This is a genomic window from Polaromonas sp. YR568, from assembly GCF_943369415.1.
Classification (GTDB): domain Bacteria; phylum Pseudomonadota; class Gammaproteobacteria; order Burkholderiales; family Burkholderiaceae_C; genus Polaromonas.
Window position 1 is genome coordinate 1 of record NZ_CALRNF020000064.1, and the last position, 13,895, is coordinate 13,895.

General features: G+C 63.7%; 12 protein-coding genes and 2 pseudogenes. 10 read left to right on the plus strand and 4 right to left on the minus strand.

The window, feature by feature from the left end:
• The coding region (locus tag ACLV74_RS24660; protein WP_411882063.1) for a ferritin-like domain-containing protein at nucleotides 1-752 on the minus strand (752 nt) is incomplete at its 3' end.
• A gap of 162 nt (nucleotides 753-914) precedes the next feature.
• Nucleotides 915-1,643 (minus strand): glutathione S-transferase, encoded by a 729-nt coding sequence (locus tag ACLV74_RS24665; RefSeq protein WP_411882064.1) that lies wholly within the window; start codon nucleotides 1,641-1,643, stop codon nucleotides 915-917.
• Between the two features lie 210 nt (nucleotides 1,644-1,853).
• Here ACLV74_RS24665 and ACLV74_RS24670 point away from each other — a divergent pair, with 210 nt between their 5' ends.
• A complete protein-coding gene (locus ACLV74_RS24670; protein ID WP_411882065.1) occupies nucleotides 1,854-2,192 on the plus strand; it encodes a MoaF N-terminal domain-containing protein in 339 nt (112 codons plus the stop codon).
• Here the strand turns inward: ACLV74_RS24670 and ACLV74_RS24675 are convergent.
• Entirely contained in the window at nucleotides 2,189-2,857 is a 669-nt protein-coding gene (locus ACLV74_RS24675) for a DsbA family oxidoreductase (RefSeq protein WP_411882066.1), read from the minus strand. The two genes, ACLV74_RS24670 and ACLV74_RS24675, sit on opposite strands and share 4 nt — an antisense overlap.
• A 375-nt stretch (nucleotides 2,858-3,232) precedes the next feature.
• On the opposite strand from ACLV74_RS24675, the gene ACLV74_RS24680 reads away from it, so the two are divergent.
• The 8 genes from ACLV74_RS24680 to ACLV74_RS24715 all read left to right on the plus strand — a co-directional run bounded on the left by ACLV74_RS24680 (nucleotide 3,233) and on the right by ACLV74_RS24715 (nucleotide 12,962).
• On the plus strand, nucleotides 3,233-5,185 hold the full coding sequence (locus tag ACLV74_RS24680) for a PhoX family protein (protein WP_411882067.1): 1,953 nt from the start codon (nucleotides 3,233-3,235) through the stop codon (nucleotides 5,183-5,185).
• 247 nt (nucleotides 5,186-5,432) lie between these two features.
• A complete protein-coding gene (locus tag ACLV74_RS24685; RefSeq protein ID WP_411882068.1) occupies nucleotides 5,433-6,482 on the plus strand; it encodes an Ldh family oxidoreductase in 1,050 nt (349 codons plus the stop codon).
• A 314-nt stretch (nucleotides 6,483-6,796) separates the two neighbouring features.
• Nucleotides 6,797-7,813: a D-xylose ABC transporter substrate-binding protein gene (gene xylF, locus ACLV74_RS24690; protein ID WP_411882069.1), complete on the plus strand. Its 1,017-nt coding sequence runs from the start codon at nucleotides 6,797-6,799 to the stop codon at nucleotides 7,811-7,813.
• Between the two features lie 85 nt (nucleotides 7,814-7,898).
• On the plus strand, nucleotides 7,899-9,086 hold the full coding sequence (locus ACLV74_RS24695; RefSeq protein ID WP_411882070.1) for a sugar ABC transporter permease: 1,188 nt from the start codon (nucleotides 7,899-7,901) through the stop codon (nucleotides 9,084-9,086).
• Between the two features lie 305 nt (nucleotides 9,087-9,391).
• On the plus strand, nucleotides 9,392-10,171 hold the full coding sequence (locus tag ACLV74_RS24700) for an ATP-binding cassette domain-containing protein (protein WP_411882071.1): 780 nt from the start codon (nucleotides 9,392-9,394) through the stop codon (nucleotides 10,169-10,171).
• A gap of 16 nt (nucleotides 10,172-10,187) precedes the next feature.
• On the plus strand, nucleotides 10,188-11,384 hold the full coding sequence (locus tag ACLV74_RS24705) for an ROK family protein (RefSeq protein WP_411882072.1): 1,197 nt from the start codon (nucleotides 10,188-10,190) through the stop codon (nucleotides 11,382-11,384).
• 92 nt (nucleotides 11,385-11,476) lie between these two features.
• Nucleotides 11,477-11,647, plus strand: coding sequence for a hypothetical protein (locus ACLV74_RS24710; protein ID WP_411882073.1), 171 nt, complete (start codon nucleotides 11,477-11,479; stop codon nucleotides 11,645-11,647).
• Between the two features lie 262 nt (nucleotides 11,648-11,909).
• Nucleotides 11,910-12,962 (plus strand): OmpA family protein, encoded by a 1,053-nt coding sequence (locus tag ACLV74_RS24715; RefSeq protein WP_411882074.1) that lies wholly within the window; start codon nucleotides 11,910-11,912, stop codon nucleotides 12,960-12,962.
• Between the two features lie 76 nt (nucleotides 12,963-13,038).
• Here ACLV74_RS24715 and ACLV74_RS24720 read toward each other — a convergent pair.
• Nucleotides 13,039-13,131: pseudogene (locus ACLV74_RS24720) on the minus strand (acyl-CoA dehydrogenase family protein); the annotation flags it as partial.
• Between the two features lie 385 nt (nucleotides 13,132-13,516).
• On the opposite strand from ACLV74_RS24720, the pseudogene ACLV74_RS24725 reads away from it, so the two are divergent.
• Nucleotides 13,517-13,895 (plus strand): annotated as a pseudogene (locus tag ACLV74_RS24725) (hypothetical protein); the annotation flags it as partial.

The following is a 13,895-nucleotide window of genomic DNA, read 5'->3' on the forward strand; positions in this document are numbered from 1 at the left end:
CATCCACGGTGAAGCGCGCCGCTCATGGAGCCGCCTTCGTCGGGCGTACCGCCCAGCTGGCGTACCAGCGTCTGCAGTTCCAGGCCCGCGGCGCGGCACTCGCCCGAATGGCGATGCAGCAGGACCTTGATGTCCTCGGCTTTGGTGTGTTCGGCGCATTCGCGGAAGCCATACTCGCCGTCGCGGCAGGACTCGAGCAGGTCGTTGAGGGTGTCGACCACATCTTCGTCGTCGGCCACTTCACCGGCAACCGTGTTGCCAGTGCTTGTTTCAAATGCGCCGAGCTGGCTGTGCGCACGGTTCCAGGACGCACGGCTGGCCAGGCGGGCTTGGGACCAGTCCAGGGTCGAGCTTTCGCGGTAGGTATCCCAGCGGTCGGCGAGGTGCATTTCAGCTTCCTCGAACGAACCGGCGGGGTAATCGCGCCGGCCTTCCACGCCCAGGCGGTAGGCTGGCGCGTAATCGTCGAACGGACGGCCGTCTTCGTAATAGGCCTCCTGCGTATGGTTCTCGCGCCAGTAGGCTTCTTCAGCCGTGGGGTCCAGCGCTTCGGCGGCTTCCTTGCCGCCCAGGCCGCCGGCAATGGCGCCGGCCACACCGCCAATGGCGGCACCCACAGGGCCCGCCACCATACCAGCGGCCGCGCCTGCGGCGACACCGCCCATCGCGGCGCCTATGCCGGTGCCCACGGGATGCGCACCCGGTTCTTTGCTGATGGGATCGAGGTTCAAGTCATATTCTTTGGCTGCCATGGTGTACTCCTTGCGGGAAAAAGCTGGTTTAAAAATCATCCGGATCAGATGTTGTCACCGGACACAGGCCACCATGGTCACGTGCGCTGCGGCACGCTGCGGTCAGGCAAGCACAGACAGCCATGTAGGAGAGCGCCGCGCACGACCGGTGCGCAGAAACGGTCAGGCGTCGAGTTCCGGATAGCGCCGGAATATCCCATCCTCATTGAAGGGAATGCGCCGCTCGCTCGCGAGGTAGGCGGCCACTCGGCGGTGCTGCGCCACGCCGTCATGCAAAGCCATCACATGCGGCGCATTTTTGAGCGCGCGGCGGGCCGCTTTGGGAAAGGCATACAGCAGGCCTTCGACCAGCTGGAACAGCGAGAGATCGGCATAAGTCAGTCGAGCCCCAACGAGGTGGATCTTGCTGCGCGGGTTGCGCTCCAGCACGGTTTCAAACCAGGCCAGGAATTTTTTGATGCGCGCCGTCCTGAACTCCTTCGCCCGCCGCTTCGCCTCCTTCTTCTGGTCTTCGTAGTAGAGGCCCGTGCCCACCGGGTGGTGCGAGTCGTGCGCTTCGGCCACCACGTCGGCTATCGTGAGTTGCAGCTGGTGCGTCCACAGGCGCCGGGTTTCGCTTTTGTCGACCAGGCCCAGGCGCGGGCCGAGGTAAAGCAGGATGGCCGAAGACTGCCCCACGACGGTTTTTCCATCCACCAGGAAAGGCGGTGCGAAGGGCGGATGCTGCACTTTTGAGCTTTCCATGAAATGCATCATCGCGGGAATGCCCTGCCCGTCCTCCTCGCCGCCGCGCGCCACGTCCACGTAATCGGCGCCCGCGGCCTCCAGCGCCAGCCGGACAAATTCGCCGCGCCCCTGGATGCTCGGCCAGTAATGAAGGTGGTAAGGCATGAATGACAGCTCCTGGACTTCTCGGTATGGGCATTTCATTCTGCGTGAAACCGGCGCCTGAATCCACGGCAAAAGCCGCGGCGTCCCCTTGTCCTACGAAGATTTCGCCGCCATCCGACAAAGCGCCTGGGTGGGCCGGCCTAAGTTGAGGTCGCGCCCACCCCGCCCTGCTCGCCGCCGCGACACAGGCCCTTATTTCTGGAGACACTCATGACAGCTTCCACCCTCCCCGCGTCCCTGCACGGCAAAACCATACGCTGGACCTTCCAGGACGGCCCCACCAAAGGCCATACCTTCGAGCACACTTTTTCGCGCGACGGCGCCCTCACCTGGCGTAGCACCGACCCCGGTGCCAAAGAGCACCATGAGAACGCCAGCGCCGCCGTCAAAGTGTCGGACGACGTGCACTTGGTGTCTTACCTCTCCAAGGAGAGCGGCTACACGCTGACGGTGGCGCTCAACCTCAAGACCGGCATCGCCATGGGCTTTGCCTCCAACGGCAAGGAGTGGGTCCAGCAGTCGGGCAGCTTTGAAGTATTGGACGCCTAGCCCGCGGCAGCGATTTGCCGCAAAGCCTGCTCGAACACCTCGACAGGTTGCCCGCCCGAAATCAGGTGGCGGTCGTTGATGATGACGGCCGGCACCGAATGGATGCCTTGCGTCAGGTAGAACTGTTCGCGCTCGCGCACCTCTTCGGCGTATTCGCCTGAAGCCAGCACTTCGCGTGCGCGGGCTTCATCCAGGCCCGCTTCAACCGCGGCCTTCACCAGCACCTCGTGCGAAGCCGGGCTCCGGCCGTCGGTGAAATACGTCTTGAACAGCAACTCCTTGAGCGCCTTCTGCTTGTCCGCGCCTTCCAGTTCGGCCCAGTGCAGCAGGCGGTGCGCGTCAAAGGTGTTGTAGATGCGGCTGCGCCCGCCGCCAGGCTCGTCGGCCATGCTGAACTTGAAGCCGACCTGGGCGCCGCGCGCGCGGATGTTCTCGCGGTTGGCCTGGGCCTGCTCGGCCGAGATGCCGTACTTCTCGGTGATGTGCTCGGTGATCTCCTGGCCTTCGGGCGCCATTTTGGGGTTGAGTTCAAAGGGCTGGAAATGCAGTTCGGCCTGGATGTCGCCGCGCACGCGCTCCAGCGCCTGGTCCAGCGACTTCAGGCCTATGACGCACCAGGGGCAGGAAACGTCGGACACAAAATCGATTTTGAGTTGGGTGGTCATGGGATGGGCCTTGAGAGTTGTTCTGCGCTGGCCGGATTTTGGCCCGCCAGAAGGAAGCTTGCGGTTCGCTCCGGGATATTCAAGTACCCGCGGCGGGGATAATCCATTAACAAGATACACCCCCGTCCAGGCTCACTGCGTGTAGCCTGTTCCCCCTTGAGGGGGCGGCGCCTGCGGCCCCCACTAATTTTGCAGCCGAACCGGCAGAGGATCGGCACCGCTGGCGGGAGCCTTCTGGCAGCCCGTTTCAAGAAACTGTCACACAAGCTTCCTAAGATTCTCGCAGCGCAGCATGCCCACGCCATCCCCCGGAGCGCGTGGCCAGCGCCGCGGCTTCGCGATTCTTCCCCACCTGAAACACTGGAAACCATAACAATGTCCGACCTGGCCTCCCCCTCCCTCCCCTCACGCCGCACCGCACTGAAGTTCCTGGCAACCGCGCCCATGCTGCCGCTGGGCGCGCTGGCTTCCGGCAGCCTGCTGTCGGGCTGCGCCACCGGCGGCCCGGCCGCCGCGGGCAATTACCTGTCGTCCAGCTTCGCCTCCATGGCCGCCCCTTCGCTGGCCAACGCGGCCGCCATGGCCACCACCACCGTGGGCTCCAGCCTGCAGGTCCAGCTCAAGGACAACAGCACGCAAAGCTACAAGCTGGCCTACCAGCCCTTCTTCGTCACCGGCGACATGGTGCCGGACGGCAAGGGCGGCACCATCCTGAGCGGCGGCTACGTGGACATCAACAACCAGCCCATCATCGACCGCTCGGTGCCCGGCAAGGAACGCCAGATGTTCTCCGACTCGCCGGACGGCACCTCGCTGCTGGGCCTGCCGAATGCCAACGTGCCCGGCGTCAAGGGCAAGGCGGTCTTCGCCGTCGTGCAGTTTGAATACACCACGCGCGACCAGGCCGGCGCCGACGCCTACGGCAACCTGCCTTCGCCCATCGCCGTGCTCACGCTGGACCAGGACCCCTCCACCGGCAAGCTCAGCCTCGTGAAGTACCACAACGTCGACATGTCCAAAGCCCACGGCCTGTGGATCACCTGCGGCGCCAGCCTCTCGCCCTGGAACACCCACCTGTCCAGCGAAGAGTACGAGCCCGACGCGCCTTTCGCCGCCGAAAGCGCGCAGTTCAAGAAGTTCAGCAAGAACGTCTACGGCGACGAAAACAAGGCCAACCCCTACCACTACGGCCACCTGCCTGAAGTCACCGTGCACCCCGACGGCACCGGCACGGTCAAGAAGCACTACAACATGGGCCGCATCTCGCACGAACTCGTGCAGGTCATGCCCGACAACCGCACCGTGCTGATGGGCGACGACGCCACCAACAGCGGCCTCTTCGTCTTCGTGGCCGACCGCGAAAAAGACCTCTCCTCCGGCACGCTTTACGTCGGCAAGCTGGGCAGCGGCTTTTCCGTCAACCCGGCCGATCAGGGCGCGAAGATCAGCTGGATCAAGCTGGGCCACGCCAACAGCGCCGAGATCGAAAAGATGGCCGACACCCTCAAGCCCGCCGACATCATGACGGTGCTCAAGGCCGACCCGTCCGACGCCAGCTTCACCAAGGTGTTCTACAACGGCAACCCGAACTGGATCAAGGTCAAGCCCGGCATGGAAAAAGCCGCCGCCTTCCTGGAAACCCACCGCTACGCCTACCTCATGGGCGGCAGCATGGGCTTCTCCAAAATGGAAGGCACGACCGTCAACATCAAGGACAAGGTCGCCTACTCGGCGCTGCAGAACATGGTGGACTCCATGGTCAAGACCGGCAAGGGCTGGAACGCGGCCAGCGGCATCGCCCTGGACAAACCCCTGGTGGCCGGCGGCGTGATGGCGCACAAGCTTGAAGGCGGGCAGAAAGACCTGGGCGGCAGCGCCATCAACAGCGAATGGATGCCGGTGCACACCAAGGCCCTGATCATCGGCGAAGACATTGCCGCCGACGTGCTGGGCAACAAGGCCGACCCCAACAAGATCGCCAACCCCGACAACCTGAAGTTCTCGGAAAAAATGCGCACCCTCTTCATCGGCGAAGACAGCGGCTCGCACATCAACAACTTCATCTGGGCCTACAACGTCGACACCAGGCAGCTGTCGCGCCTGATGTCCATGCCCGCGGGCGCCGAAGCCACCGGCCTGCATGTGGTGGACGACCTCAACGGCTGGACCTACATCATGAGCAACTTCCAGCACGCCGGCGACTGGAACTCCCTGCACGGCAAGGTGCAGGCCGTGCTGGACCCGCTGGTGCGCGCGAACTACAAGGACCGCTTCGGCGCGGCTGTGGGCTACCTGACCGCCGACCCAAGCAGCATCAAGCTCGGTTGAGCGCGGAGCAGCTCTCTCAGGAGCTGCGACCCATCTCACTACCGTTCGCCCTGAGCCTGTCGAAGGGCCGGTCCTCAGCTTGTCGAAGGGCTTCGACAGGCTCAGCCCGAACGGTGTTCGGTGATAAGTTAAAAAGCGGGCGGCCTGGGGCCGCCCGCCGTCGTTCGTCGTGCCCCCTTCTTCCCTAAAATGCCCTGCAAGCCCGCAGCGCATTGCGCGGGCGCCTCCACAGCCCACCGGGAATCCCATGCACTACCGCCACGACGACCTGCTCCACTACGCGCAATCCCTGCTCACCGCCGCCGGGCTGGAGCCGGCCAAGGCCACGGCGGTTGCGGAGATCCTGGTCGAAGGCGACCTGATGGGCCACAACACGCACGGCCTGGCCTTGCTGCCCGGTTACCTCGGCGAGCTCGAATCCGGTTCCATGGAAAAGCTGGGCGCGCCCACCGTGCTGGCCGACCATCCCGCAGCGGTGACCTGGGACGGCCGGCGCCTGCCCGGCCCCTGGCTGGTGCTGGAAGCCATGGCGCTGGCCGCCGAACGCGCCGCCACCCAGGGCACCTGCACCGTGGTGATACGCCGCAGCCACCACATCGCCTGCCTGGCCGCCTACCTCAAGCGCGCTACCGATAAAGGCCTGTTGATGCTGCTGACCTGCTCGGACCCCAACACCGCCAGCGTCGCGCCCTTCGGCGGGCTGGACGCGGTGTTCACGCCCAACCCGGTCTCGGCCGGCATTCCCACCGGCGGTGTGCCGGTGTTGATGGACGTCTCCACCTCGGCCACCACCAACGGCCTGACCAACCGGCTGCACAAGGAAGGCAAACGCCTGCCCGCCGCCTGGGTCATGGACGGCCACGGCACTGCCAGCGACAACCCCTCGGTGCTGTTCGATGAACCCAAGGGCACCATCCTGCCGCTGGGCGGCATGGACTCCGGGCACAAGGGCTACGGCCTCACGCTGCTGGTCGAAGCCCTGACCGGCGGCCTGGCCGGCCACGGCCGTGCCGACCCCAAGGAAGGCTGGGGCGCCACGGTGTTTTTGCAGATCATGGACCCGCGCGCCTTCGCCGGCCTGGACGCCTTCGAGCGGCAGATCGGCCACGTGGCCGACGCCTGCCGCGCCTCGCGCCCCGCGCGTGAAGGCACTGCGGTGCGCACACCGGGCGAAAAAGGTATTGCGCTGGCCGCAAAGCAAAAACAGGCCGGCGTGGCGCTCTACCCGTCCATCCTGCCGGCGCTGTCCAGCTGGGCCATCAAGCTGGGCGTGACGGAGCCTGTCGCCGCCCGCTGACGGCAAGTTTTCCGCGAAAAAACTCACCTGGCCGGCCAGCGCCGCTGGCGGACCGTACGCGTACAAAAGACGCACATACCCGCCGGCGCGCCTGGCCGATTAAGACCTTGGCATTAGAGAGGCGCTCCAAAACGCCAATGGGACCCCGCATGCAGGTGGGTTTCTCCCTACACGCGGAATTTTGCAGCTTCACATAATTAGTGCGTCGTTCAAACTAATTCGGAAGTGCTGCCTTCGCAGCGGAACGATCACCGGGATTCAGTTGAGTTTTCAAAACCACATGCCTGATCTGGGCAGAACCTTCGGAGACAACCATGACATTAAAAACTTCTCTCACTGCAATGGCACTCAGCCTGGCCGCAGCCGGCGCATTTGCGCAGGTGACGGTGGGCGTCAGCTGGTCCAACTTCCAGGAGGAACGCTGGAAAACCGACGAGGCCGCCATCAAGACGCAGCTTGAAAAGCTGGGGGCCAAATACATCAGCGCGGATGCTGCGGGCTCCCCTGAAAAACAGCTGTCGGACATTGACGGGCTGATGGCCAAGGGCGCCAAGGTCCTGATCGTGCTGGCGATGGACAAGGACGCCATCCTGCCCGCCGTGAACAAGGCCGCCAAACAAAAAGTGCCTGTCATCGCCTACGACCGGCTTATCGAGGCGCCCGGCGTGTTCTACATCACCTTCGACAACAAGGAAGTCGGCCGCATGCAGGCGCGTGCCGTCTTCCAGGCCAAACCCAAAGGCAACTACGTGATGATCAAGGGTTCACCCACCGACCCGAATGCGAATTTCCTGCGCGAGGGCCAGCAGGAAATCATCGACGCCGCCGTCAAGAAGGGCGACATCAAGATCGTGGGCGACGAATACACCGAAGGCTGGAAACCCGAAGTCGCGCAGAAAAACATGGAGCAGATCCTGACCCGAAACGGCGGCAAGGTCGATGCCGTGGTCGCCTCCAATGACGGCACCGCCGGTGGTGTCGTGGCGGCGCTGAGTTCCAAGGGCCTCAAGGGTGTGCCGGTGTCCGGCCAGGATGGCGACTTTGCCGCCCTGAACCGCGTGGCCATGGGCACCCAGACCGTGTCGGTCTGGAAAGATGCCCGCGACCTGGGCAAGCAGGCGGCCAGCGCGGCCGTCAATCTGGGTGCGGGCAAAAAGGTCGACGGCGCGACCTCCTGGAACGGGGGCGAGAAAAAAATCGCCCTGCAGGCCCGGTTCCTGAAGCCCGTGCCCATCACCCGCGACAACCTCGACGTGGTGCTGAAGGCCGGCTGGATCAAGAAGGACGAACTCTGCAGGGGAGTCACCGGCAACGTCGCCGCCTGCAAGTAATCAGCCCACACCACGCTCCCAGTTCCGCGCAAGCAGGCAAGGCGCCGGCCTGCAGCTTGCCTGGGAGCGCCGCATCCTCAAAACCATGCAATTTCCCGTTCGATCCCTGCGCAACGCCGCCGTCGACTGGCGGCTGGTACTCATGGGGGGTGTGCTCGCCGTCATGGCGGGCGTATTCCAGGTCCTGTCGGGCGGTATTTTCCTGTCGCCTGAAAACCTCTACAACATCGCCCAGCAAACTGCCGTGGTGGGCATTGTGTCCACCGCGATGGTGCTGATCATCGTGGCGCGGCATATCGACCTGTCGGTCGGCTCGGCGATCGGTTTTGTCGGCGTGCTCATCGCCTATCTTCAATACACCCTGGGATGGTCCTGGCCGGCGGCGTCACTCGCCGGCCTTGCCGCGGCGCTCGTTGTGTCGGTGTACCAGGGATGGCTGACGGCCATATTGGGCGTTCCGTCTTTTGTGGTCACGCTGGGGGGCCTGATGTCCCTGCGCGGCGCGGCGTTTCTGGTCGCCGACGGCAAGACCCAGCCCATCAGCAATGAAACATTTTTGCAACTCGGCGGCGGCTATGACGGCGGTATCGGTGTGACAGCCACCTGGGTCCTGACCGCCTGTGCAAGCCTGGTGCTGGCGCTTCGCATGGTGCTGCGCCGCCGCGCCTCGGCACGCCACGAGATGCCCGGCCGGCCCCTGTGGCTGGATGTATTGCTGGTGGCCGCACCCGTGGCCCTGCTGGCCGCATTTGCCGCAGCCATGAACAGCTATCTTGTTCCCAACAAGGACGCGCCCCAGGGCATCCCGATACCGGTGCTCATCTGGGCGGCCGTGGCGGTGGTGATGTCCTTCATCTCCCAGCGGACCCGTTTTGGCCGCTATGTCTACGCCATGGGCGGCAACCCCGATGCCGCGATCCTGGTCGGCATACCGGTCAAGCGGGTCACGCTCATGCTGTTTGCCCTGCTGGGGGTGCTCATCACCATCGCGGCCATCGTGTCGGTGGCCCGCCTGAACGCGGGCACCAATTCGCTGGGCACCGGCATGGAGCTGTTCGTGATTGCCGCCGCCGTGATAGGCGGCACCGCGCTGGCCGGCGGCAGCGGCACCATCATCGGCTCGGTGCTGGGCGCGCTTATCATGCAGTCGCTGGACAGCGGCATGCTGCTGCTGGACGTCTCCATCGGAAAACGCATGGTCATCATCGGCCAGGTGCTGATTGTTGCGGTGGTGTTTGACGTGCTCTATCGCAAGTGGGTGCAGGAGAGCTAGGATGAAACACCCCCGAAGCGCCTTCGGCGCCCGGCACCTCCGCCAGAGGCGGAGGCCCTTCGAAGCCGTCCAAGCCTGCGCAGGCAGGCTTGGAGCCGCGGCTCTCAGCCCCTCAAGGGGGGCGAGACCCGCGGCTCCAGACCGACCTGCGTCGGTCTGGACGGGTCGAGCGGTGGCTGCCTCCGGCAGCCACGCGGCCTGCAAGGCACACCAGCGGCCCGGCGAAGCCGGTTCCGCGGTGTCCCTGGCCTTTGCCGTGCGGTTTCATGTGTCGCGGGTGGCACGCAGCGCAATGGATCACTGAAATGCAAACCACTACCGAACCCCTGGTCCGGTTCAAGGACATCCGCAAAGCCTTTGGCGGCGTCCATGCCGTGGACGGCGTGAACCTGAACCTGTACGCCGGCGAAGTTGTCGCCGTGCTGGGCCACAACGGCGCCGGAAAATCAACGCTCATGAAAATGCTGGCCGGCGCTTTCGCCATCGATTCCGGCGAGATCCATGTGATGGGGAAGAAAGTGAATCTCCGGACACCGGCCGATTCGCAGCAGCAGGGCATCGAAACCATCCATCAGACGCTGGCGCTCGCAGACAACCTGGACGCCGTGGCCAACCTGTTCCTGGGCCGGGAAAAAATGACGGCATGGAATACCCTGGACGACTACTTCATGGAGGCGCAGGCACGCAAGGTGTTCGGCCGCCTTAATAAAAACTTCACCAACATCCATACCCCGGTGCGGCGCCTGTCGGGCGGGCAGCGCCAGGTGGTGGCCATCTCCCGCGCCATCTATTTCAACGCCCGCATCCTGATCATGGACGAACCCTGCGCCGCCCTGGGCCCGGAGGAGTCCGCCATGGTGGCCAGGCTGGTGCTCCAGCTCAAGGCCGAAGGCGTGGGCATTTTCCTGATCACGCACGACATGCAGGACGTCTTTTCGCTGAGCGACCGCCTCTGTGTGATGAAAAACGGCCGCCTGATAGGCACTTACCGCACGGCCGACCTGGACGAAGACCAGATTCTCGGCATGATCATCGCCGGCAAGCAGCCGGAAGGACGCGCACAGGCGCCGCGCCATATCGCCTGATACCATGCCATCGGCCATGAAAACCACAGGTGACCAGCAACTCGTCAAGCGCATCAATCGCAGCGTGCTGATGCGCCTGCTTCGCCACCAGCCGGGCCGCTCGCGCGCGCAGCTGGCCACCGACAGCGGCCTGACCAAGTCGACCGTCAGCCTGCTGGTGCGCGAACTCATCGACGAGGGCTGGTTCAGTGAAATCAGCATGGCCGCCGCCGCCGGCGTCGGACGGCCCTCCACCCCCCTGCAAATCGACGGCCGCTCGCGCGGCCTGATCGGCGTGGAAGTGGCGGTCGATACCTTGCGTGTGGCCAGCGTGTCCCTGCTGGGGCAGGTGCTGTGGTCAACGCAGGAGCCTTTGCGCAGCACCCGGCCCGAAGACGTCTGCAGCCGGATAGCCCAGCTCACGGTGGTAGCCCGGGAGGAACTCGTGTCGCGCGGCGCGCAACTCTCGGGCGTCGGCATCGGCCTGCCGGGCGCGTTTGACGAACTCACCGGCGTGGTCCGCTTTGCCCCCAACCTTGGCTGGCGCAACGTGGACTTCTTGCCGCAGATCACCCAGGCACTGGTTCATGCAGGCCTGCCCCCGGTACCCGTACATGTGCAGAACGAAGCCGACACGGCCGCGCTGAGCGAATATGAGTTTTCAGACAACGACGGCAGGGACTCGCTGATTTTTGTGAGCTGTGATGTCGGCGTGGGCGCGGGCATCGTGCTCAACGACCGGTTGTTCACCGGCACGCGAGGCATGGCCGGCGAGATCGGCCACAGCATTCTGGAACTCGACGGTCCCGCCTGCTCCTGCGGACGGCGCGGGTGCGCGGAGGCCTTCATCGGTTCAGGTGCCCTGGGCCAGCTGGCGAACGTCCAGCGTTCAGGACACTACCTGGGCGTGCTGCTGCAAAACCTGTGGACGACCTTCGATCCCAGCGTCCTGGTCGTGGGCGGCGCGTCATGCCTTCATTTTCCCGACATGGTGAAGCTTGCCCGGGAGACGCTGCAAAACTACGCCACCGATGCCGGCGTCCCCGCTCCCACGGTGCGCGTCGCGCGTTATGGCTTGCTGGCTTCAGCGGTGGGTGCTGCCGCCCTGGTGCTGCACCAGTACCTGCGTCCCATGCATCCGTCCGGCCGCCATGCCGGCAACGGCCACCCGGCCGTGGACCCGGCGCTGCTCCAGGCGGCGCACGCCTCAGGCGAGCCCGCCTGCGCACGGTAGGCCTGCGCTGACACGCATCAGCGCTTCTCCCCGATAGGAGCCGCCCAACCGGCGCGTACATTGAAACCACAACAATTTTGTGGAGAAATAACATGTCCTTTGCGCTTTACATGGTCGGTTTTGTGGTCTTCCTGGCCGGTGTCATCTGGGGTGCCGTCGTTGCCGGCGTGCCGCACCTCTACATCGGCATCGGTGCGCTGATCTTCCTGGGCATAGGCATCTTCAGCGCCGTGAGCCGCACGCGCAGCAAAGACCCGTCCTGAACCGAGCCAGGCCGGCGACGGCCCTCCCTGAAGCCCCGGCCTCGCCCGGGGCTTTTTTCATGGGCGGTGCAGTTGAGCAGGGGCTAGGCGCCTTCCTGGGCATGCCTGGACGTAAGCCATGCGACGTAGGCGCTTTCGCATGCCATGTAGTCGCCGTGTCTCACATACAGGGAGATTTGGAGGCGTAGTGTTGCATCACGCTTGGGAGGAAACAACGCCCGGCGCAGAAACACACCTCAAAAACCGTTTTCCCGGAGAAACCATGAAGCTCAAACACCTCGCGCCGCTTGCAGCCGCGTCACTGCTGGCAAGCCTCAGCCCCGGCGCCCTGATGGCGCAAACCACCACTTCGACGTACAGCGCCTACGACATTCCCAACGCGTCCTGGTACATCATGCCGCAGGTCACCCTGGTAGACCCCGACTCCCGGTTCAACGGCAACAAGAACCTCAGCGGCCTGGGGCTGCGCTTCGGCAAGGCGGTTTCGCCCTCCTGGGACATGCAGATCGGCGGCAGCATAGCCCGCGGCACCAACAACGGCCGGCGTTTCGAACAGGACACGCTGGGCGTTGACGGGCTGTACATGTTCAACCGCAGCAGCAATTTCCGCCCCTTCCTGCTTGCCGGTATCGGCGCCGAGCGGGACAAACTGCCGAACACCAGCAAGACCTCCCCCTATCTGAACCTGGGCCTGGGCTTCCAGCTGGGCCTGTCCGAGCAGTGGTTCATGCAGGCGGACCTGAGGCGCACCCGCACTTATCTGCGCGGCAACACCTTCGGCTTCGACCACGCCAACACCAACACCCTGAATGTCGGCCTGAGCTATTACTTTGACAAGCCGTCGCGCCCGGTACCCGTGCAATACACCCCGCCGCCCGCACCCCAGCCTATGGTCACCCCACCGCCACCCCCGCCTCCTCCAGCGCCTGCGCGCTTCGAAAAGGTGACGCTGTCGGCCACCGAACTGTTCGCCTTTGACAGCGCCGAACTGGCCAGCCCGCAACCCAAGCTGGACCAGATTGCGCAATCCCTGATGGGCGGAAATTTCAACGGCAACATCACCGTGACCGGTTATACCGACCGCATCGGCTCGGACGCCTACAACCTCAAGCTGTCGCAGCGCCGTGCTGACGCGGTGAAGAACTACCTGGGCAACAAGGGCGTCAACACCGGCCGCCTGACCGCCGTCGGCAAGGGCGAGAGCAACCCGGTCGTGACATGTAATGACCGCAAACTCGCGGACCTGATTGCCTGCCTGGCGCCCAACCGCCGCGTGGAAGTCGAGGAAATCGTCATCGAGCGCCGCGTCAACTAAGGCTCACGCCTTGGCCTTCGCAAAAGCCGGCGCCTGCCGGCTTTTGCTTTTTCCGTATGGAGTGCGCGCGCGATGCTTATTTCGCGCCCAGGCCCATGGCCCGTGAAATCACTTCCTTCATGATTTCATTCGTCCCGCCGTAAATGCGCTGCACACGCGCGTCGGCATAGAAAAAGCGATCGTTTTTTTCGAGGCCACGTTTCAACAGCTACGAGTACATGGCGGCACGCTAGCTCCTCATTCATGCGCTCGCTAGCGCAGCGGTAAATAACTGATTAGCTCAATCCGGTACATTGGACATTGAAAACATCAACCAAGAGCCGGCCATGCTGATAAATGAACAACTATCCATTCAGGTCAGAGCCGCTTGGGCACATGATCAAAATCATCTGCATCGTGGGAGAGAGAAGAAAGAAATCCCCTCCGTAGACGATTTTTCCTACCTAATATGTTGAATTCCGTCGAAATCTGATCCACTTAACGCAGTAATTTCCATCCAAATCTGACCCACGTAGGCACTACCCTGCTTGTTTTAAAAGCAGGGGAAATTAGGAGTGATAGACGTGGCGACATTGAATGTCATCAGACGCTGGGCATTGAGGGATCAGATGTCCATCCGCGAGATCTCAAGGCGTACAGGCCTTGCTCGCAACACAGTGAAGAAGCACCTGCGATCGGAAGAGAGCGAGCCCAGCTACCAAAGGCGGGCAACCCCAAGCAAGCTCGATCCCTACGCCGAGAAGCTGGCCACCTGGCTAGTCATCGAGGCAACAAAATCGCGGAAACAGCGGCGCACTTTGAGGCAGATCCACACACTCAGCCCAAAAAGGAGAAAACCAAGAACTTATCCACATCGTGAGCACCTTCTGCTCACAAAGAGTGTGGGTCAATATTCGATGGAAAACTCGGGTCAGACTTCAGCGGAATTCAACA